At 69.3% G+C, this 20,005-nt stretch carries 20 protein-coding genes and 2 tRNA genes; 16 read left to right on the forward strand and 6 right to left on the reverse strand.

What is annotated here, in order from left to right:
- Positions 1-17: 17 nt before the first annotated feature.
- From EBE87_RS07010 to EBE87_RS07030, 5 genes are all read left to right on the forward strand, one after another.
- Positions 18-1,208 carry a cysteine desulfurase family protein gene (locus EBE87_RS07010; RefSeq protein ID WP_120639947.1) on the forward strand — a complete coding sequence of 397 codons (1,191 nt, stop codon included), beginning with the start codon at positions 18-20 and terminating at the stop codon, positions 1,206-1,208.
- A 10-nt stretch (positions 1,209-1,218) separates the two neighbouring features.
- Positions 1,219-1,542, forward strand: a complete 324-nt coding sequence (locus tag EBE87_RS07015; RefSeq protein ID WP_120639946.1) for a ferredoxin family 2Fe-2S iron-sulfur cluster binding protein — start codon at positions 1,219-1,221, stop codon at positions 1,540-1,542.
- Between the two features lies 1 nt (position 1,543).
- Positions 1,544-2,236, forward strand: a complete 693-nt coding sequence (locus tag EBE87_RS07020) for a TenA family protein (protein ID WP_120639945.1) — start codon at positions 1,544-1,546, stop codon at positions 2,234-2,236.
- Positions 2,233-3,339 carry a tRNA 2-thiouridine(34) synthase MnmA gene (gene mnmA, locus EBE87_RS07025; RefSeq protein WP_120639944.1) on the forward strand — a complete coding sequence of 369 codons (1,107 nt, stop codon included), beginning with the start codon at positions 2,233-2,235 and terminating at the stop codon, positions 3,337-3,339. Before EBE87_RS07020 ends, mnmA begins: the two co-directional genes overlap by 4 nt.
- Before the next feature lie 44 nt (positions 3,340-3,383).
- Positions 3,384-3,460: transfer RNA gene (locus EBE87_RS07030), tRNA-Met, on the forward strand.
- A gap of 12 nt (positions 3,461-3,472) precedes the next feature.
- On the opposite strand, the gene EBE87_RS07035 is transcribed toward EBE87_RS07030, so the two are convergent.
- The 4 genes from EBE87_RS07035 to def are packed head-to-tail and all read right to left on the reverse strand — an operon-like array spanning position 3,473 to position 6,274.
- Positions 3,473-4,021, reverse strand: a complete 549-nt coding sequence (locus EBE87_RS07035; RefSeq protein WP_120639943.1) for an NUDIX hydrolase — start codon at positions 4,019-4,021, stop codon at positions 3,473-3,475.
- Positions 4,022-4,061: 40 nt separating this feature from the next.
- A complete protein-coding gene (gene truA / locus EBE87_RS07040; RefSeq protein ID WP_120639942.1) occupies positions 4,062-4,823 on the reverse strand; it encodes a tRNA pseudouridine(38-40) synthase TruA in 762 nt (253 codons plus the stop codon).
- On the reverse strand, positions 4,824-5,735 hold the full coding sequence (gene fmt, locus EBE87_RS07045) for a methionyl-tRNA formyltransferase (RefSeq protein WP_120639948.1): 912 nt from the start codon (positions 5,733-5,735) through the stop codon (positions 4,824-4,826).
- A 5-nt stretch (positions 5,736-5,740) separates the two neighbouring features.
- Positions 5,741-6,274: a peptide deformylase gene (def, locus tag EBE87_RS07050; RefSeq protein WP_120639941.1), complete on the reverse strand. Its 534-nt coding sequence runs from the start codon at positions 6,272-6,274 to the stop codon at positions 5,741-5,743.
- Between the two features lie 149 nt (positions 6,275-6,423).
- On the opposite strand from def, the gene EBE87_RS07055 reads away from it, so the two are divergent.
- Both EBE87_RS07055 and EBE87_RS07060 read left to right on the forward strand, forming a co-directional pair.
- A complete protein-coding gene (locus EBE87_RS07055; RefSeq protein ID WP_120639940.1) occupies positions 6,424-6,894 on the forward strand; it encodes an Hsp20 family protein in 471 nt (156 codons plus the stop codon).
- Between the two features lie 153 nt (positions 6,895-7,047).
- Entirely contained in the window at positions 7,048-7,290 is a 243-nt protein-coding gene (locus tag EBE87_RS07060) for a hypothetical protein (protein ID WP_120639939.1), read from the forward strand.
- 49 nt (positions 7,291-7,339) lie between these two features.
- Here the strand turns inward: EBE87_RS07060 and EBE87_RS07065 are convergent, their stop codons facing one another.
- A complete protein-coding gene (locus tag EBE87_RS07065; RefSeq protein ID WP_120639938.1) occupies positions 7,340-8,443 on the reverse strand; it encodes a S1C family serine protease in 1,104 nt (367 codons plus the stop codon).
- Between the two features lie 200 nt (positions 8,444-8,643).
- Between EBE87_RS07065 and EBE87_RS07070 the strand changes: the two genes are divergently transcribed.
- From EBE87_RS07070 to EBE87_RS28615, 6 genes are all read left to right on the forward strand, one after another.
- A tRNA-Thr gene (locus tag EBE87_RS07070) sits at positions 8,644-8,718 on the forward strand.
- A 238-nt stretch (positions 8,719-8,956) separates the two neighbouring features.
- Positions 8,957-9,913, forward strand: coding sequence for a polysaccharide pyruvyl transferase family protein (locus EBE87_RS07075; protein WP_158600985.1), 957 nt, complete (start codon positions 8,957-8,959; stop codon positions 9,911-9,913).
- A gap of 105 nt (positions 9,914-10,018) precedes the next feature.
- Positions 10,019-10,453 carry a Tat pathway signal protein gene (locus tag EBE87_RS07080; protein WP_120639936.1) on the forward strand — a complete coding sequence of 145 codons (435 nt, stop codon included), beginning with the start codon at positions 10,019-10,021 and terminating at the stop codon, positions 10,451-10,453.
- Positions 10,454-10,462: 9 nt separating this feature from the next.
- Complete coding sequence (locus tag EBE87_RS07085; protein WP_120639935.1) at positions 10,463-11,236, forward strand: MotA/TolQ/ExbB proton channel family protein; 774 nt, start codon at positions 10,463-10,465, stop codon at positions 11,234-11,236.
- 6 nt (positions 11,237-11,242) lie between these two features.
- Positions 11,243-11,695, forward strand: a complete 453-nt coding sequence (locus EBE87_RS07090; protein ID WP_120639934.1) for an ExbD/TolR family protein — start codon at positions 11,243-11,245, stop codon at positions 11,693-11,695.
- Between the two features lie 13 nt (positions 11,696-11,708).
- Positions 11,709-12,698, forward strand: coding sequence for an energy transducer TonB (locus EBE87_RS28615; RefSeq protein ID WP_147465023.1), 990 nt, complete (start codon positions 11,709-11,711; stop codon positions 12,696-12,698).
- Positions 12,699-12,736: 38 nt separating this feature from the next.
- Here EBE87_RS28615 and uvrA read toward each other — a convergent pair whose 3' ends face one another.
- A complete protein-coding gene (gene uvrA, locus EBE87_RS07110) occupies positions 12,737-15,658 on the reverse strand; it encodes an excinuclease ABC subunit UvrA (protein WP_233553133.1) in 2,922 nt (973 codons plus the stop codon).
- Between the two features lie 264 nt (positions 15,659-15,922).
- Between uvrA and ssb the strand changes: the two genes are divergently transcribed.
- The 3 genes from ssb to EBE87_RS07125 all read left to right on the forward strand — a co-directional run bounded on the left by ssb (position 15,923) and on the right by EBE87_RS07125 (position 19,998).
- Entirely contained in the window at positions 15,923-16,450 is a 528-nt protein-coding gene (ssb, locus tag EBE87_RS07115) for a single-stranded DNA-binding protein (protein ID WP_120637592.1), read from the forward strand.
- A gap of 100 nt (positions 16,451-16,550) precedes the next feature.
- Positions 16,551-19,049, forward strand: coding sequence for a phosphoenolpyruvate--protein phosphotransferase (gene ptsP / locus EBE87_RS07120; RefSeq protein ID WP_120637593.1), 2,499 nt, complete (start codon positions 16,551-16,553; stop codon positions 19,047-19,049).
- A complete protein-coding gene (locus EBE87_RS07125) occupies positions 19,039-19,998 on the forward strand; it encodes a 1-phosphofructokinase family hexose kinase (RefSeq protein WP_120637594.1) in 960 nt (319 codons plus the stop codon). The genes ptsP and EBE87_RS07125 overlap by 11 nt, the downstream gene beginning before the upstream one ends.
- Positions 19,999-20,005: the final 7 nt, after the last annotated feature.

A 20,005-nucleotide genomic window follows, 5' to 3' on the forward strand; every position in this document is an offset into this window, starting at 1 on the left:
CGCCAGATAGCAAGATCATGGCCATCAGCAATCGCCCCGTTTACCTCGACAACCATGCCACCACGCCGCTGGACCCACGCGTGCTGGCGGCGATGCGCCCATGGTGGGAAGAGAATTTCGCGAATCCGCATAGTGTGGAGCACATCCTCGGCCGCGCGGCGGAGGAAGCCGTGGAAGCCGCCCGGGCCGAGGTCGCGGCACTGATCGGCGCGGAGGCGCGCGAAATCGTCTTCACCTCCGGCGCCACCGAGTCCAATAACCTCGCCATCAAGGGCGCGGCGCGCTTCGCCGCGGCGCAGGGCGACACGCGGCGCCGCGTCATCACCGTAGCCACCGAGCATAAATGTGTGCTGGAGAGCGTGCGGGACCTGGCCGGCGAAGGCTTCGAGCCGGTGGTGCTGCCGGTGGGGCCGGACGGGCTGCTGGCGCCGGAGGTGCTTCAGGAGGCCCTGCGGGTGCCGACGCTGCTGGTCTCCGTCATGGCCGTGAACAATGAGATCGGGGTGGTGCAGGACCTGCCGGCCCTGGCCGCCATCGCCAAGGAAGCCGGCGCGCTGTTCCACACCGATGCCGCCCAGGGTGCCGGAAGGGTGGCCCTGGACGTGCGGGCGCTGCCGGCGGACCTGATCTCCATCTCCGGCCACAAGATCTATGGCCCCAAGGGCGTGGGCGCCCTCTTCGTGCGCCGCCGCCCCCGCGTGCGGTTGCAGCCGCTGTTCTCGGGTGGCGGGCAGGAGCGGGGGCTGCGCTCCGGTACCCTGCCGGCGCCGCTGCTGGTCGGGCTGGGGGAGGCCGCGAGGCTGGCGAAGGCCGAGATGGCGCCGGATGCCACGCGCATCGCCAGCCAGCGGGACCGCCTCTGGGCCGCCCTGCAACAGGAGGTGCCCGGCGTGGCGATGAATGGCGCCAGTGGACCGCGTGTGCCGGGCAACCTGAACATCGCTTTTCCGGGCGGCGTGACGGCGCAGGCATTGATGGAGGCCTCGGTGGAGGAGCTCTGCGTCTCCACCGGTTCGGCCTGCTCCTCGGCCGAAGTGGAGCCCTCTTACGTGCTGCGTGCCATCGGCGTGTCGGAGGCAGCGGCAAGGTCAAGCTTGCGGATCGGCATCGGACGCTTTACCTCGCCCGCCGATGTGGACCTCGCCGCCGCGGCCCTTGGCCGCGCCTGGCGTCAGGCCCGATCCGTAACCCAAGACGCGGCGGAGTAGAGAAACGGCGATGCCGAAGATGACCTTCATCGAGCGTGACGGCACCCGTCGCGAGGTCGAGGCCCCGCTGGGCCTTTCCGTGCTGGAGATCGCGCACCGTCACGGCGTGGATATCGAGGGCGCCTGCGAGGGCAGCCTGGCCTGCTCCACCTGCCATGTGATCGTCGATTCCTCCTGGTTCCCCAAGCTGGCGGAGCCGACCGAGGATGAGGAAGACATGCTCGACCTCGCCTTCGACCTGCAGGAGACCTCGCGCCTGGGCTGCCAGCTCATCATGACCGAGGAACTGGACGGACTGGTGGTGAAGCTGCCCGCCGGCAGCCGGCACGCCTGACATGACATTCGCCTCCCCCTACGGTGCGGCGGGTGGGCTGACGCATCGTTTGCGGGAGGCCTGCTCGGAGCGTTGGGATGCCTATTGCTGGCATCCCTTCGTGCAAGGGCTGGCCGAGGGCACGCTGCCCCTGGCCGCGTTCCAGCGTTATCTGGTGCAGGACTGGCTGTTCCTGATCCAGTTCGCCCGCGCCAAGGCGCTGGCCGCCTTCAAGGCGGAAAGCCTGCCGGCGCTGCGCAGCAAGGCCGCCGGCCTGAATTCGCTGCTGGCCGAGATGCAGATGCATCTGGGCTATTGCGCCGAGTGGGGCCTGGCCGAGGCCGATGTGCTGGCCGAGACCGAGGCGCCGGAAACCGTTTCCTATACCCGGTGGGTGCTGGACCGCGGCATGGCCGGGGACATCCTGGACCTTGAGGTGGCGCTGGCGCCCTGCACGATCGGCTATGGCGAGATCGCGCAGCGCATCAAGGCGCATCCGGGCTGGAAGCGCGACGGCAATCCCTACGAGACCTGGATCGAGACCTATGGCTCGCCGGATTACCAGGCGCTCGCCAGCGCGGCTGCCGACCGCCTGGACGCCCTGGGCGTGAGCCATGGCGGGGAGGCGCGCTTCGCATCCTTGTCCGCCACCTTCGGGGAGGCGGCGCGGCTGGAGGCTGCCTTCTGGCAGATGGGGCTGGAGGCTGGCCGATGAAGATTCTGGTGGCCATGTCCGGCGGCGTGGATTCCTCCGTTGTCGCCGGGTTGCTGAAGGAGCAGGGGCACGAGGTCATCGGCGCCACGCTGCAGCTCTACGACCATGGCGAGGCGGTGCAGAAGAAGGGCGCCTGCTGCGCCGGTCAGGACATCCACGATGCGCGCGATGTCGCGGACCGGCTGGATATCCCGCATTACGTGCTGGACCGCGAAAGCCGGTTCCGCCGCGCCGTGATCGAGGATTTCGCCGATGCTTATGCGCGCGGCGAGACCCCGGTGCCCTGCATCCGCTGCAACCAGACCGTGAAGTTCACCGATCTGGTGGAACTGGCCAAGGACCTGGGGGCCGAGGCGCTGGCCACCGGCCATTACGTGCGCCGTGTCGATGGTCCGAACGGGCCGGAGCTGCGGCGCGCGGTGGACCCGACGCGGGACCAGTCCTACTTCCTCTTCGCCACGACGCGGGAGCAACTGGCCCTCAGCCATTTCCCGCTGGGCGGCTTCGCCTCCAAGGCGGAGGTGCGGGCGGAGGCGCAGCGGCTGGGGCTGATCGTGGCCGCCAAGCCGGACAGCCAGGACATCTGCTTTGTCCCGCGCGGCAATTACCATGAGGTCGTAGCCGGCATCCGGCCGGAAGCCGTGCAGCCGGGCCAGATCGAGCATGTCGATGGCCGGGTGCTCGGCACCCACCAGGGAATCGCCCGTTTCACCGTGGGGCAGGGGCGTGGGCTGGGCATGGCGTCCCGCGACGGCGAGGAGCCTCTCTACGTCGCCGCCCTGGATGCGCCGCGCCGCCGGGTGGTTGTGGGGCCGCGCAGCGCCCTGGCGGTGCCTGAGGTACGGGTGGGCGAGGTGAACTGGCTTATCGCCCCGCCAGAGGCTCCCCTGGCCTGTGAGGTCAAGCTGCGCGCCCGTGAGATGCCACAGCCCGCCACGGCCTTCTGGGATGCTTCCAGCGCCTCCCTGCGCGTGATGCTGCAGACGCCGGCGATTGCCGCGCCCGGCCAGGGCTGCGTGCTGTATGACGGCGACCGTGTTTTAGGTGGCGGCTTCATCAAGGGCACGGCCGAGGCAGTTGACAGGGGCCACAAGGCGGCCTAATTCGCCGCCCACACGAGACGCTACGGCGCCTCGCTGAATGGTTCGGTGGTGTAGCTCAGCTGGTTAGAGCACGGCACTCATAATGCCGGGGTCGGCGGTTCAAGTCCGCCCACCACTACCATATTCACCATCCCTACAATCCGGCATCCGGCAAGGGTCGCGTTCCACGCGGGTCCTCTGGCGGGTTCATGGCGGGCACGCCCAGCGGCTTGCCGCGCGTGCGATGCCACTCGTGCAAAGCCCAGCGCGCGGAGGGGAAGGCGATGTCGTCCCAGGGGATCTCGTCCCAGGCGAAGGGGCGCACCTCCAGGCTCTCCGGCCCGGCGGCCCAGCCCGGCTCCGCCAGTTGCGCCCGGAACAGCACCTGCACCTGCCCGATCCGCGCGATGGAATAGACGGCCAGAATACCGTCCGGCCGGATGCGCGCCTGGGCTTCCTCCCAGGCCTCGCGCGCTGCGGCTTCCTCCACCGTCTCGCCCAGTTCCATGTAGCCGGCCGGCAGGGTCCAGAAGCCGGCACGCGGCTCGATGGCGCGGCGGCAGAGCAGCACGCCGCCTTCCACCTCCACCACCGCGCCGGCGATGATCTTGGGGTTCTCGTAGGCGATGAAGCCGCACTCGGTGCAGGTCAGCCGTTCGTGCTCGTCACCGGGCGGGCGGATGCGCTGGAAGCGGTCGGACATGCAGCCAGCCTGCGACCGGCAGGGCAAGGCCGCAAGAGGCTCAGCACCAGTCCAGCGGCTCAGGATACTCGGCGCGCAGGAAGCAGAGGCCGTCCGGCGGCGCGGTCTGGCCGGCGCGGGTGCGGTTGCGGCCATCCAGGATCTGGCGCGGCCAGGAGACCGGGCGGCGCCCCAGCCCGACTTCCACCAGCGTGCCCACCATGTTGCGGACCTGATGGTGCAGGAAGGAGCGGGCGGCGGTGTGGATCACCACCTCCTCGCCAAAGCGGCTGATATCCAGCCGGTCCAGCGTCCGCAGCGCGTCCTTGGCCTGGCAGGCGGCGGCGCGATAGGCGGAGAAGTCATGCTTCCCCAGCAGCATCTGCGCCGCCTCGTGCATCGCCGCCGCATCCAGCCGCTGCGGAACATGCCAGACCCGGCCGATCTCCAGCGCCGGGCGTGGGCGGCGGTTGAGGATGCGGTAGCGATAGGCGCGGCCACGTGCGGAAAACCGTGCCGACCATTCCTCCGGCGGGATGGCGACGCTGAGGACCGAAACAGGATGAGGGCGGCTGCGGGTATTCAGCGCCTCCCGCACCCGCTCCGGCGGCAGGTCGGCCTGAAGCTCGATGCCCACCACCTGGCCCTCGGCATGCACGCCGGCATCGGTGCGGCCGGAGGCGACCGTATCGGGCAGCACGCCGCCGTTGAGGGGTGCGGCCGCTTCCTCCAGCACCTGCTGCACGGACAGGCCATTGGTCTGCCGCTGCCAGCCCACGAAGGGCGTGCCGTCGTATTCGACCAGGAGGGCGTAGCGCGGCATTCAGCCCAGCACGCTGCCGGGCGGCAGGGGATAGCCGCGCAGGAAGGCATCGGCCGGCATGCCGCCGCGCCCGGCCCTTTGCAGCCGCGTCAGGCGCAGCACGCCGCTGCCGCAGGCGATGCGGGGCGCGCCGTCCAGCACCGTGCCAGGGGCGGTGCCAGCGGCGCCTGCTTCGGGCTCAGCGGCAAGGAGGCGGATGACCTCATCCCCATGGCGGAAGAAGGTGCCGGGCCAGGGGTTCAGCGCCCGGACGCGGCGGTCCAGGGCGGCGGCATCCTGCGTCCAGTCCAGGCGCCCGTCTTCCTTGCCCAGCTTGGGGGCATAGGTGACGCCTTCCTCCGGCTGCGGCACGGGAGTGGGGTTCTCGGCCAGGGCGCACAGCACCAGCGGACCGCCCATGGCGGCCAGCGCATCGTGCAGTTCCGGGGTTGTGGTCCGAGGCCCGATCGGCACGCTGTCCCGCAGCAGCATGGGGCCGGTATCCAGTCCTTCCTCCATGCGCATGATGGTGATGCCGCTTTCGGCATCGCCGGCCAGGATGGCGGCCTGGATCGGCCCGGCGCCGCGCCAGCGCGGCAGCAGCGAGGCATGGATGTTCAGGCAGCCCCGGCGCGGCGCGGCCAGCATTGCCGGCGGCAGGATCAGCCCATAGGCCGCCACCACGGCGACATCGAGGTCCAGCGCGGCGAAAGCTTCATGCTCGCTGGTGTCCTTGCGGACACGGGCCGGCGTCCGCACCGGCAGGCCCAGTTCCAGCGCCGCCCGGTGTACGGGGCAGGGGGTTTCCTTCTGCCCGCGCCCGGCGGGGCGGGGCGGCTGGCAGTAGACCGCGACGATCTCGTGCCCGGCCTCATGCAACGCCCGCAGCGCCGGCACGGAAAACTCCGGGCTGCCCATGAAGGCCAGGCGCAGGCGGGTCATGCCTCGTCCCGCGCCTTGTTCTTCAGCTCCTTGGCCAGCTTGCGCAGCAGCATGTTCCGCTTCAGCGCCGAGATGTGGTCCACGAAGAGCACGCCATCCAGATGATCCAGCTCATGCTGGATGCAGGTGGCCAGCAGGTCGTCGGCCTCCATCTCCTTCCGGCTGCCGTCCAGCGCCAGCCAGCGCAGCTTGATGCGCGCGGGGCGCGTCACCTCGGCATACTGGTTCGGCAGGGAGAGGCAGCCTTCCTCCCGTGTCGCCAGCTCGCTGCTCTGCGCGACGATCTCGGGATTGATCAGGACCATGGGGTCCTGCTTGTCATCCTTCTGGATGTCTACCACCGCCATGCGCAGCATCACGCCGACCTGCGGCGCGGCCAGGCCGATGCCCGGCGCCTTGTACATGGTGGCCAGCATGCGGGGCGCGAGTTCCCGCACAGTGTCGAGGTCGGCGTTGGACACGGCGCGCGTCTTGGTGCGCAGGCGCTTGTCGGGGACCAGAAGAATGGGCAGCAGGGATTCGTCGGACATGGGATGGCTGCTGTAGCCGGGTGCGGCCCCGCCCCGCAACTCTCGCATCCCCTTGCAAATCGGGCCAAAGAGGACAAGATTCCCCATCACGGCGAGGTGCTTCGGGCTTCGTCGTCGTCTCGCTCTCGAATGAGGAGGCCTTGCCTGCCATGTCACGCTCGTCGCTGTTCGGTTCGCCCTTGTTTCTCGGCTTCGATCATCTGGAACAGATGCTCGACCGCGTGGCGAAGAATTCCGATGGATATCCGCCCTATAATATCGAGCAGACCGGCGATAACCGCCTGCGCATCACGCTGGCCGTGGCCGGCTTCAGCATGGACGACCTGCAGCTGACGCAGGAGGATAACCAGCTGGTCGTGCGCGGCAAGCAGAAGGACGATGCGGAGGGCCGCATCTTCCTGCATCGCGGCATCGCAGCCCGGCAGTTCCAGCGCGCCTTCGTGCTGGCGGAGGGAATCGATGTCGAGGGTGCCTGGCTGGACAATGGCCTGCTTCATATCGACCTCAAGCGCCCGCAGCCCGAAGTTCGGGTGAAGTCGATTCGCATCGCCATGCGGGGCGGGCAGGGCGGGCGGCCGCTGGTGCATGGTTCTGCGGCGGACGAGGAACCGGTATCCTGAGAGCATTCGGCATCCTGGCTTTACCAGGATGCAAACCTGATGGCTTTGACGCGTTGGCTTATCAGAGCGACGCCTGACAAAGCTTCACCTACGGTGCGGCACTTGCCGGCCGTCAGCCGGGCCTCCGCGAGGCCGGCAACAGGAGTCACAACGATGAACAAGGACAGCACGACCCGCCCCTTCGCCGCAGCCGATGCGCTGCGGCAGCTGGCGCCCGCTGAATGGGCGCGCTTCGGGGCGGAGCAGATCGCCTATATCCGGCCGGTGGTGGTGGATGGCGCCCAGATCGTCGCGATCTACTCCGCCGACGGCACGCAGATCGGCGCGGCCCCGGATACCTCGCTGGCCACCGCGGCCGTCCTGCAGCACGAGATGGTTCCGCTGCTGGTGCATTGAGCCTCGCCCCCCCCGGCCGGCGTCCCGGCCGGGATGGGCTCTGGCAGGCTCAGCTTTCGCGCGGCAGGTCGCCTAGCTTCACCTGCATGTCCAGAGTCGCGGCGTTGCGCCGCACGGCCAGCTTCAGCGCCGAGCCAGGGGCGTGGTCAGCTACCTGTCGCGCCAAGCTGCGGCCATCGGCCACCGAGCCGCCATCGGCTTCCAGAATGACATCTCCGGGCCTGAGGCCGGCCCTGTCCGCGGGGCTCTGGCGCTGAACCGCGAGCACCCTGGCGCCAGCCTTCTCCCCATCCTCGTTCGGTCCCAGCTCCACACCCAGCCAGCCCCGCTGTACCACGCCATGGCTGCGCAGTTCGCTTACGACCTTCGATGCGAGTTGGGCAGGAATGGCGAAGCCGATACCCACGGACCCACCCGAAGGCGAGACAATGGCGGTATTCACCCCGACCACCTGCCCATCCGCATCGAAGAGCGGCCCGCCGGAATTGCCGGGGTTGATGGCGGCGTCGGTCTGCAGGAAGTCGTCGTAGAGGCCGGCGCCAAGGTCACGCCCGCGTGCCGAGATGATGCCGGCGGTGACGCTGGCGCTCAGCCCGAAGGGGTTGCCCACGGCGATCACCACATCACCCACGCGTGGCGGCGTGCCGGTGGCGAATTCCACTGCGGGCAGCGGCTTCGGCGCCTCGACCTTCAGCAGCGCCAGATCGGTCCGCTCATCGCCGCCCACCAGCTTGGCGGGCAGTTCGGTGCCGTCGGGCAGCGTGACCTTCAGCTGATCGGCCTTGCCCGCCACATGGTAGTTGGTGACGATGTAGCCGGCGGGGTCGATGATGAAGCCGGAACCCTGGCCCACGACCCTGTCCTGCTGCGGCTGGGCGCGTGTCAGACGGTCGCCCGGCACCAGTTTTTCCAGCGGGGTGCCGCGGAATTCCCGCGGCATGCGGGGCGCGGCCTCCATCATGCTGATGCGCACCACGGCGGGGCTGACCTGTTCCACCAGATCCGCGAACCCCTGCGCATGGCTGGCAGCGGCGGCGGGTGCGAGGGCCTGAGCGTGTGTTGGCAGCAGTTCGACAGCGCCGAGGGCCGTGCTGGCCAGCAGAGCCAGGGCAAGGGCTCGGCGCTTCAATGTGGCGGGACGTGTGATGTGCATCGGACGGAGCCTCCATCAACTCCAGGACCTTCGATGGAGGCATGATGCGCCGGGCAAGATGTCCGCAGGGCAGGGTGCGCGCTTAAGCCTGTTCCATAACGGATTACGGTCGGGAAACAGCGCCTGTTACAATTCCCTCTAGGAAGCGCATTCCAGACGGTTGCCCTTTGCCGCGCATCCCGCTAGATAGCGCCCCGTCAGCCGACGTAGCTCAGCGGTAGAGCAACTGATTCGTAATCAGTAGGTCCCCGGTTCAATCCCGGGCGTCGGCACCATCCTCCCCATGCTTGAAATGATGCGCAGTTGCCTCGCCATTCACAGGCGGGGGCGGCTTTCAGCGCATCCTGCGGGTTACCACGGAAATTCTGTGGCAAAGACGATTGAGGCCATCGCCCGCCGGGCTTTCTGAGCCTAAGCACCTGCGTCCTGAAACACTGTCGTGGCTGTCAGTGCCGATGCGCTGTCATGTCCTTGCCGGCGGCGGCCCTGGGCGATGGAAGGGAAAGTCCTTTGATGCGGATGAACTGGATGCGCGGCCGGCGCTTCGGCAACATGGGTGACCTGTTCGGCCCCATCATCGTCGCGGCGCATACTGGGCAGCCAGTGCAGTTCACCCCCAGCACCTCACTGCGGCAGCGGCTGATCTCGGTGGGTACGATCGGCCAGAAGCAGCGGCTTGGCCGGGTCGATGTCTGGGGCGCCGGGTTCGGCGGCACCCAGGAATCGGGCTTCGCGGTGCCGAGAGGCTTCCGGCATCCTCCCTTGACCCGCTTCATGCCCCATGCGCTGCGCGGCCCTTTCAGCGCCGCCCTTCTTCGCGACAGCGGCTATGCCGTACCGGATGTTTACGGCGACCCCGCCATGTTGCTCCCACGCCTCTGGCCGGGGGAGGGCATCGACAAGCGCTGGGAGCTGGGAGTGGTGATCCATCTCAGCGAGATCGAGCAGCGCAGCCCCAGCGCCGCCGCACACCCCGATTTCCTCCGCTACGCCATCCCCGAGAGCCTGCGGGGTGTGGTGAAGGTGATCAACACCGTGGTCGAGCGTGGCGTGGAGCCGGTGCGCCAGCGCGTCGAGGAGATCCTGGCCTGCCGCCGTGTCCTCAGCACCAGCCTGCACGCGCTGGTGGTGGCCGAGGCTTACGGCATCCCCTGCGCCGGCTTCGACATCCATGCCGGTCCCTCCGGCTGGTTCCATGCCGAGGACCATGCCGTGCACATCGACCACCGCATGCGCGACTTCTATGCCGGAGTCGGCCGGCCCTACGTGCTGCTCTACCGGAATGAGCGGCACCTGCCGACGGACTGGGAAGACGCCTGCGGCTTCATCGAGCAGCACTGGCAGCCCTTGTCCTATGATGCCTCGCGCCTGCTGGAAGCCTTCCCGCGCCATCTTGGCACCCTGGAGGCGATGCCACGGCCGGAGGTCAAGCAGCGCCTTTCATCCCTGGCGCCGCTGGATCGGGCCTGAGGCCACCAGACCTGCTGCGGAGCAATATTGCGAGTCATTCGCATTGCACATGCGTCTCAATCGGGCCATAAGCCATCGACGCCCGTAACCGTCCCAGGAGTAGCGATGCGCCGTTTCCTGTACGCTCTGGCTGCCACTGGCTTGGCCGCGGCTGCCGTTGCCGCGCTGCCCGCCGCCGCGCAGGACGCGCAGCGCATCTCCATCGAGTTGAACCGGCTGGAGCCGCAGGGCGCCAACTGCCGCGTCTGGATGGTGGCGCGAAACCCGGCAGGCGAGGCTATCGATCCCTTGCGGCTGGACCTGCTGATGTTCGGCAAGGATGGCGTCATCGCCCGCCGGCTGGCGCTCGATATCGGGCCGCTGCCGGAGAACAAGACCCAGGCGCGCATCTTCGATCTGGCCGGCCTGGGCTGCGACACCATCGGCTCGGTGCTGCTGAACGATGTGCTGGCCTGCGGCCCGACCCCGGAAGGCCGGGCCGCCTGCCTGCCCCGGATTGCCCTCTCGTCGCGTGTGAGCGGCGTGTCTTTCGATAAGTAAGGAGGTCGCATGAACCCGACCGATCCCGCCGCCGTCGACCCCACCACCGCGGTCGATGCCGCCGCTGCCGCGATGCATGGGGCGGACCTCTCGATGCTCGGCCTGTTTCTGCAGGCCGACTGGGTGGTGAAAGGCGTGATGATCGCGCTGGTGCTGGCCTCCGTGATCTGCTGGGCCATCGTGATCGAGAAGGCGGTGCTCTTCTCCCGCATCTCCCGCCAGATCCGGCATCTCGTCGCCGCCGCGGCACCCGGTGCCGGTGCGGCTGCGGCCGCGACGCCGCAGGGCGAGGAGCTTGCGGCCCAGGTGCTGCGGGCCGGTGCCCGGGAATGGCGCGAGGGCCGCGACCCGCATGAAAGCCGCGGCGAATACCGCCACCGGATTGAGCACGCGATGCGCAGCACCATCGGCGCGCAGCTTCGCCGTGCCGAGCCGGGCCTGCCCTTCCTGGCGACCACCGGCGCCGTCGGCCCCTTTATCGGCCTCTTCGGTACGGTCTGGGGCATCATGAACAGCTTCGCGGGCATCGCGCGCAGCAACGACACCAGCCTGGCGGTGGTGGCCCCGGGCATCGCCGAGGCCCTTTTCGCCACCGCGATCGGGCTGGTGGCCGCCATCCCGGCCGTGATCGCCTATAACCGCCTGATGGTGCGGCTGGGCCGCCTGCGTCAGGAAGCGAATGGCGCGGCTTCCGAGCTCGCCTCCAACCTGTCCCGCCGCCCGCCTGGAGTGGCGCAGGGCGCCACGCCGGTCCAGGCCCGCGCCCACGCGGCGGCGGAGTAATCCGCCATGGCTTTCTCCGGCATGGGCCTCGCCCAGGATGATGACGACTCCGCCCTGCCGATGGCGGATATGAATGTCACGCCACTGGTGGACGTCATGCTGGTGCTGCTGATCATCTTCATGGTCGCGGCGCCGATGATGGTGGTGGGCGTGCCGGTGGAACTGCCGAAGACGGCAGCTCCCCGCGCCGCCGCGCCCCGGCCGCCAGTGGTGCTGACCGTGACCGCTGACGGCAAGGTCTTCCTCGCGAAGGACGAGATCTCGGCCGCCGACCTTCCGTCCCGCCTGGCCGATCTGCACAAGAATGACCCGGAGGCGCCGGTCTATGTCCGTGGCGACCGCACCGCGCCTTACGGGGAGGTGCTGCGCGTGATGGGCCGTGTGACCCAGGCGGGCATCACCAAGGTCTCGCTGATCGCCGAGGTGGAGCCGAACGCCCCGGTCGTGCAGGCCCGCTGAGCGGAGAGCCGCCATGACCACCATCGCCTTGCCAGGCGAGGGCCAGGGCTCTCGCTACCGCATCCTTGGCTGGGGCGCTTCCGCCCTGCTGCATGGTGGTGCGCTGGCTTTCTTCCTCTACGGCCTGCCGCAGGCGACCATGCCGCCGCCGGCACCGGAGATCATCCCGCTGGAGATGGCGGCGGCCCCTGCGGCGCCGGAGATGGAAGCCTCCGAATCCTCGCCCGCAATGGAGGAGGCGCAGGCTGTGGCGCCGCAGCCAACCACGGCCGCCCAGGTGCCTCCGCCGCCCCTGGCCATGACGGCGCCGGAAGCGGCAACCGTGTCCGAGCCACCGCCCGAGGCCGTGACAGCCACGCCGCCCGAGGCTGTCACGCCGCCGCCTGTCGAGGCAGCCCCGACCCCGCCGATGGAAACCCTTCAGGCCGTCGAGCCGGAGCCGCAGCGACCGCCCGAGCCGGATGTGGTGCCGCTGGAAACCATCGATATTCCGCCGCCCCCGCCTGCGCCGCCGCCCCCGCCGGCCCAGGCCCGTCCGCCGGCGCCAACGCCGCCGCGCCCCGCGCCGCCACGGCGTGAGCCCGTGCGCGAGGCTCCCACCACCGCTCCGGTGGAAGCGCAGCCGATGGCGCGCCAGGCGCCGCAGGGTGCCACCACCGCCGCGCCGCCACCGTCCCCGCCTTCCGCGGCCGCGGAAAGCCGCGCCGCCGCCGGGCCGCCGGTCAATTATGTCAGCTCGGTCTTTGCGGCCCTGAAGCGGGCGACGCGCTACCCGCAGCGCGCGCGGCTGCGCCGGATCGAGGGCGTGGCGACCGTGAATATCACGATGCGTCGTGACGGCACGGTCACAAGCTGGAACATCGTCAGAAGCACCGGCAACGACGACCTGGACCAAGCCGCAGGCGAGGCGATCGAGCGCGCTTCGCCACTCCCGGCACCGCCGGCAAGCATTCCCGGCGACCCGGTGCGCCTGCAGATGCCGATCAGCTTCACGCTCCGCTGAAACAAGAAGGGCGCTTCCAGATGGAAGCGCCCTTTTTCTTACCCGGCTTTCCGTGCCCGCTTGGCTGCCGGCTTCGCTACCTGCTCCGGCAGCAGCGGTGCCAGGAAGCGTCCGGTATGACTGCCAGGAACCTGCGCCACCTCTTCCGGCGTGCCTTCGGCCACGATCCGCCCGCCGCCGTCACCGCCTTCCGGCCCCAGGTCCAGGATCCAGTCAGCGGTTTTGATGACCTCCAGGTTGTGCTCGATCACCAGCACCGTATTGCCCTGGTCCACAAGCTGGTGCAGCACTTCCAGCAGCTTCTTCACGTCCTCGAAGTGCAGGCCGGTGGTCGGCTCGTCGAGGATGTAGAGGGTGCGGCCCGTGGCGCGGCGGGAGAGTTCCTTGGATAGCTTGATGCGCTGCGCCTCGCCGCCGGACAGGGTGGTCGCCTGCTGCCCGAGGTGGATGTAGCCAAGGCCCACCTCCCTGAGCACCCGCAGCTTTTCCCGGATGGCCGGCACGGCGGAGAAGAACTCCAGCCCTTCCTCCACTGTCATCTCCAGCACATCGGAGATGGACTTGCCGCGGAACTTTACCTCCAGTGTTTCGCGGTTGTAGCGCTTGCCCTTGCAGGTATCGCAGGTGACGTAGACGTCGGGCAGGAAGTGCATCTCGATCTTCAGCACGCCGTCGCCCTGGCAGGCTTCGCAGCGGCCGCCCTTCACGTTGAAGGAGAAGCGTCCGGCCTTGTAGCCGCGCGCGCGGCTATCCGGCAGTTCCGCGAACCAGTCGCGGATGGGGGCGAAGAGGCCGGTATAGGTGGCCGGGTTGGAGCGCGGCGTGCGGCCGATCGGCGACTGGTCGATGTCGATGATCTTGTCGAGGTGCTCCAGCCCCTCCAGCCGCTCATGCGGCGCGGGGACCGTGCCCGCGCCCATCAGGCGGCGCGCGGCGGCCTTGTAGAGCGTCTCCACCGTGAAGGTGGACTTGCCGCCGCCAGAAACGCCGGTGACGCAGGTGAAGGTGCCGAGCGGGATGGAGGCTGTCAGGTCATGCAGGTTGTTGCCGGTGGCACCCACCACCCGCAGCATGCGGTCCTTGTTGGGCTGGCGGCGCTTCTGCGGCACGGCGATGCTGCGCCGGCCGGATAGGTAGGCGCCGGTGACACTGTCCGGATTGGCCTGCACCTCGGCCGGCGTCCCCTGGGCAATGATACGGCCGCCGCCGGCACCCGCCGCCGGGCCGATATCGATCAGGTGGTCAGCGGTGCGGATCGCATCCTCGTCATGCTCCACCACCAGCACGGTATTGCCGAGGTCCCGCAGCCGCCGCAGCGTGCCCAGCAGGCGCTCATTGTCGCGCTGGTGCAGGCCGATGGAGGGTTCGTCCAGCACATAGAGCACGCCTGTCAGGCCGGAGCCGATCTGCGATGCCAGCCGAATGCGCTGGCTTTCACCACCGGAGAGCGTGGCGGACCCGCGCGCGAGGGTCAGGTAATCCAGCCCCACATCCAGCAGGAAGCGCAGGCGCTCGATGATCTCCTTCAGGATGCGCCGCGCAATCTCCGCCCGCTGCGGAGAGAGCTGCTTCTCCACGCCCTCGAACCAGGGCAAGGCGTGACGGATGGACAGCTCGCTGGCCTGGGCGATGTTGAGATCAGCGCAGCGGACGGACAGGGCTTCCGGCTTCAGCCGGGCGCCCCGGCAGGCATGGCAGGGCTGTTCAGCCTGATAGCGGGAAAGATCCTCACGCACCCAAGGATTGTCGCTCTCCCGCAGCCGACGGGTGAGGTTGGGCAGCACGCCCTCGAAGGGCTTCTTGACGTCGTATTTCCGCAGCCCGTCCTTGTAGGAGAGCGTGACGACCTCGCTGCCCGTGCCGTTCAGGATGGCGTCCTGCACCTTGGAGGGAAGCTCCCCCCAAGGGGTCGTCATCTTGACCTTGAAGTACTTGGCAAGGCTTTCCAGCGTTTGGTCGTAGTAAGCGGCGCCATTGCCGGCCCAGGGCGCGATCGCGCCATCCGCCAGGCTGCGGTTGTCATCCGGCACGGCCAGATGCGGGTCGAAGAAGCTTTCCGTGCCCAGCCCGTCACAGGCCGGGCAGGCGCCCTGGGGCGAGTTGAAGGAGAACAGCCGGGGCTCGATCTCCTCCAGCGTGAAGCCGGAGACCGGGCAGGCATAGCGGCTGGAGAAGACGGTGCGCTCGCCGCTATCCGCATGATCGGCATAGGCCACGCCATCGGCCAGGCCCAGCGCGGTCTCGAAGGAATCCGCGAGCCGCTGGGCCAGCCCTTCGCCACTGACCACGACGCGGTCCACCACGACCTCGATGTCGTGCTTCTTGCGCTTGTCGAGGGCAGGGGCTTCCTCGATCCGCATCAGCGTGCCGTTGATCTTGACGCGCTCGAAGCCCCGGCGCTGGTACTCGGCCAGCTCCTTCTTGAACTCGCCCTTCTTGCCGCGCACGGCGGGGGCCAGCAGCAGCAGGCGAGTGCCTTCCGGCATGGCCAGCACGCGGTCCACCATCTGGCTGACGGTCTGAGCCTCGATCGGCAGGCCGGTGGCCGGGGAATAGGGGATGCCGGCACGCGCCCAGAGAAGGCGCATGTAGTCATGAATCTCGGTGACGGTGCCGACCGTGGAGCGGGGATTGTGGCTGGTGGTCTTCTGCTCGATCGAAATGGCCGGGGAGAGGCCCTCGATCGAATCCACATCCGGCTTCTGCATCAGCTGCAGGAACTGGCGGGCATAGGCGGAAAGGCTCTCGACATAGCGCCGCTGCCCTTCCGCATAGATGGTATCGAAGGCCAGGGAGGATTTGCCGGAGCCGGAAAGGCCCGTAATGACCGTCAGCGTCCCTTTGGGAATATCGATGTCGACATTCTTCAGGTTGTGCTGCCGTGCGCCGCGGACGCGGATCTCCCCGTTCTGGGCGCCACGAAGGGCAGAGGAGGCGGGGATCGGCTTCAGCTTCGTCAAAACGGGCTCCTGAGCGCTTGTGTTCGCGCTGTGTTCTATTATGTCATCACTGCCGAAGGGCGTGAAGGTGGTAAGCGCAGAGGCCGCGACAAGGCCTGCCGGAGGGGACTGGCCCCCCGGGGGCGACAACGCTAGTTTGCGGTTTGTGCGTGGCTCCACGCACCGTAACGTGACACAGCTCAGGCTGCCCCGGTCACGCCGTTCCTGTTGGGAAGGCGTAAAGGTGGCGGTACCGGGCTACGATTTCCAGGGGAAGAGTGCGGCATGGCCGGCAGCGTCAACAAGGTGATCCTGATCGGCAATCTGGGCCGGGATCCCGAGACACGGAATTTCCAGAACGGCGGCAAGGTGGTGAACCTGCGCATCGCCACCACCGAGAACTACAAGGACCGCGAGGGCAACCGGCAGGAAAAGACCGAGTGGCACTCCGTCGCGATCTTCAATGAGCGCCTGGGCGAGGTAGCCGAGAAGTACCTGCGCAAGGGCAGCAAGGTCTACATCGAGGGCAAGCTGGAAACCCGCAAGTGGCAGGACCAGGCGGGCCAGGAGCGCTATTCCACCGAGGTGACGCTGCGGAACTTCGGCGGCGAGCTGACTCTGCTCGATAGCCGTGGTGGCGGCACGGGCGGCGAGGAAGGCGGCTTCAGCGGCGGCGGTGGTGGTTATGGCGGCGGCAGCCGCAGCTCCTCCGGCGGTGGTGAGCGCGCGCCAGCCCGCCAGCCGCAGCGCAGCAGCGGCTGGGATGCGCCGAAGGGCGGCGGCAGCGACCTGGACGACGACATCCCCTTCTAAAGCCTGATTCGCATCCGATCATGCCGGACCAGCGTTGAGCCTCTGTCAAAAATGGCAGGGGCCGCGCCCGCCTGCCCAAGGCACAGGAACCGTTTCCGCCGTGATCCTTTCCCGTGAACGTATCCGCCTGGGCGCGAGCCCGGCGGATAAGGACGCTGCCATCCGGCAGGCCGCGCAACTGCTTGTCGATACCGGGGCCATCGAGCCCGGCTATGCCGAGAGCATGCTGCGGCGGGAAGGGGAGGCGGATACCTTCCTCGGCAACGGCATTGCCATTCCGCATGGGCAGCGGGGCGATCGCGGCATGATCGCACAGACCGGCATCGCCGTGCTGCAGGTGCCAAGCGGCGTGCGCTGGAATGGCGACGACGTGGCGCACCTTGTGGTCGCCATCGCGGCGCAAGGGGACGAGCACATCGCCGTGCTGCGCCGGCTGACGGAAGTGCTGGGCGAGGAACAACTCGCACGGCATCTGGCGACCACTACCGATGTGGCCGAGATCCTGCGCGCGCTGGACCCGGAGGCGCCGCTGCCACAGGCCGGGACAGCCACGGCCGCCGTGGCCGAGGGCGGGCTGACGGCCGAGGTGCAGGCCCCTGCCGCGGCCGGGCTGCATGCCCGCCCGGCGCGGGCCGTCACCCAAATCGCGAAAAGCTTCCGCTCCGCCATCTCGCTGTCCTTCGAGGGGCGGCAGGCTGATGCGCGCAGCATGATCGCCTTGCTGCAACTGGGCGCCGGCCCTGGCGCCAGGCTGACCCTGGCCGCCAGCGGGCCGGATGCGGCGGCGGCGATGGTGGCACTTCGCGCCGCCTTCGCCGAAGGGCTGGGCGACAACGATGCCACGCCGGCCGGCCCCATGGATGCGCCGCCGCCCATGCCGTCCCGGCATCTGCCTGCCGGACCCGGCACAATCTCCGGCCTGCCTGCGAGCCCGGGCGTGGCTGTCGGTGTCCTGCATCGCTTCCGCTCCGAGGCCGCTGGCTTTGCCGAGACGGCCACCGATGCCCCAGCCGAAACCGCCGCGCTGGATGCCGCGCTGGCGGCCACGCGGTCTGAGCTGCAGGACGTGGCGCGGGAGATGACCTCCCGCATCGGTGCCAAGCATGCCGAAATCTTCGCCGCCCACGCCGAGTTCCTGGATGACCCGGAACTGGTGGCGGAGGCCCATGCCGCCATTGCCAGGGGCGCTTCCGCCCCGGCTGCGTGGCGGGACGCGGCCGAGGCTCGCGCCGCCGCCCTGGCGGGCCTGGGCGATGAACTGCTCGCGGCGCGCGCCATTGACCTGAAGGACGTGGCCCGGCGTGTGCTGCGCCAGCTTGTCGGTCCGGGGCAGGAGGCTGCGGCGCTGCCTGACCGCGCGGTGGTGATGGCGGAGGATCTGACCCCCTCCGAAACCGCCAACCTCGACCCGGCGAAAGTGGTGGGGATGGTGACGGCCGCGGGTGGGCCCACGGCGCATACCGCCATCCTTGCCCGTGCCATGGGCATTCCGGCCGTGGTGGCGGCGGGTCCGGCGGTGCTGGCGCTGCCGGACGGCACCCCGGTGGTGCTCGACGGCGACCACGGCCAGTTGCACCCCAACCCCGACAACATGGCGCTTTCCGCCGCCGAGGCCGCCATGGCGCGCGGCAAGGACCGGGCCGCCGCTGCGCGGCAGGCCGCCTTCCGCCCGGCCGTGACGCGGGATGGCCACCGTATCGAGGTCGCCGCCAATGTGCGCCGGCCGGAAGAGGCGCTGGATGCCGTTGCCGCCGGGGCGGAGGGCAGCGGGCTGGTGCGCAGCGAATTCCTGTTCCATGACCGTGCCGATCCGCCTTCGGAGGAAGAGCAATTCGATCTCTACCGCCGCCTGGCGGAGGGCTTCGGCGGGCTGCCTGTGGTGCTGCGCACCCTGGATGCCGGCGGCGACAAGCCGCTGCGCTTCGTGAGCCATCCGGCCGAGGCCAATCCTTTTCTCGGCCTGCGCGGGCTACGGCTGTCCCTGGCGGAGCCGGAACTGTTCCGCACCCAGGTGCGCGCGGCGCTGCGGGCGGGACGGCATGGCGACATCAAGCTGATGCTGCCCATGGTGGACGGACTGGACGACCTGCGCGCCGCCCGCGTGCTGATCGAACAGGAACGGGCCGCCCTGGATGCGCCCAGCATCGAGGTGGGTATCATGGTGGAAGTGCCTTCGGCCGCCGTGATGGCCGACCAGTTGGCGGAGGAAGCGGATTTCTTCTCCATCGGCACCAACGACCTGACGCAGTACACGCTGGCCGTGGACCGGCAGCACCCCACCATGGGCGCGCGTTCCGACGCGCTGGACCCGGCCGTGCTGCGGTTGATCGACATGACGGTGCGTGCCGCCCATGCGCGTGGCCGCTGGGTCGGCGTCTGCGGCAACATGGCGGCCGATGCTATGGCGGCGCCGATCCTGCTGGGGCTGGGGGTGGATGAACTCTCTGTCTCCATCCCCAACGTGGCGGCGCTCAAGGCTCAGATTCGCGGGCTGAGCATGGCCAGGGCCGCCACGGTGGCGCGGCAGGCGCTGAGTTGCGGCACGGCCGCTGAAGTCCGCATGCTGCCCGGCCTGCGGGAACTCGCCGATGCCGCCTGATGCCGCCATGCCCCACATCGCCACGGTGACGCTGAGCCCGGCGCTGGACCTGACCATCCGGCTGCCACGGCTGCAGCCGGGCGAGGTGAACCGCACCGGCCCCGCCGAGCTGCGGCCGGCGGGGAAGGGCATAAACGTGGCGGTGATGCTGGCGGTGCTCGGGGAGCCTTCCCTCGCTGCCGCCTTGCTGGGTGAGGGCGACATTCCGGCCTTTGAGGCCTTTCTGCGCCCCCTTGGCATCGCGAGTGAATTCGTGCCGCTGCCGGGCCGGTGCCGCATCAACGTCAAGCTGGTGGAAACCGAAGCCGGCCAGGTGACGGACATCAACCCCGGCGGGCCGCAGGCTTCCGAGGAGGCATTGCGGCAGCTTGGGGCGCGGCTGGCGGCGCGGGCGCCGGACATCGTGGTGCTGGCGGGCAGCCTGCCGCCAGGGCTGCCGGTGGATGCCTGGGCCGCGTTGATGCGGGTTCTGTCCGCCGATGGCCGCAAGCTGCTGCTGGATACCAGCGGCCCGGCGCTGGAAGCCGCGCTGCCGGCCGGGCCAGCCTTGCTGAAGCCGAACCGGGCTGAACTCTCTGCCCTGTTGGGCCGCCCGCTGCCGGACCGTGCCGCGCTGATCGAGGGCGCGCGGGCGCTGCGGCGGCAGGGCGTCGAGCGGGTGGTGGTGTCCGATGGCGGCGCCGGCGCGCTGTTTGTTCTGCCGGATGCGACACTCTGGGCGCGCCCGTCGAAGGTGGCGCTGACCACCACGGTGGGGGCGGGCGATGCCATGGTGGCGGGGCTGACAGCCGCCCTGGCCAGGGGGCTGGATGCCGAGGCAACCGCCCGACTGGCCACCGGCTGCGCCGCCGCCGCCGTGTCCCGCGATGTCGGCGCGGCCGGGGGCGGGGTGCCGCTCCTGTCCGAGATCGAGCGGCTTGCCGCCGCCGCCGAGGTTACGCCGCTATGAGCCTTCG

This window comes from Teichococcus wenyumeiae (assembly GCF_003696345.1).
Taxonomy (GTDB): Bacteria; Pseudomonadota; Alphaproteobacteria; order Acetobacterales; family Acetobacteraceae; genus Pseudoroseomonas; species Pseudoroseomonas wenyumeiae.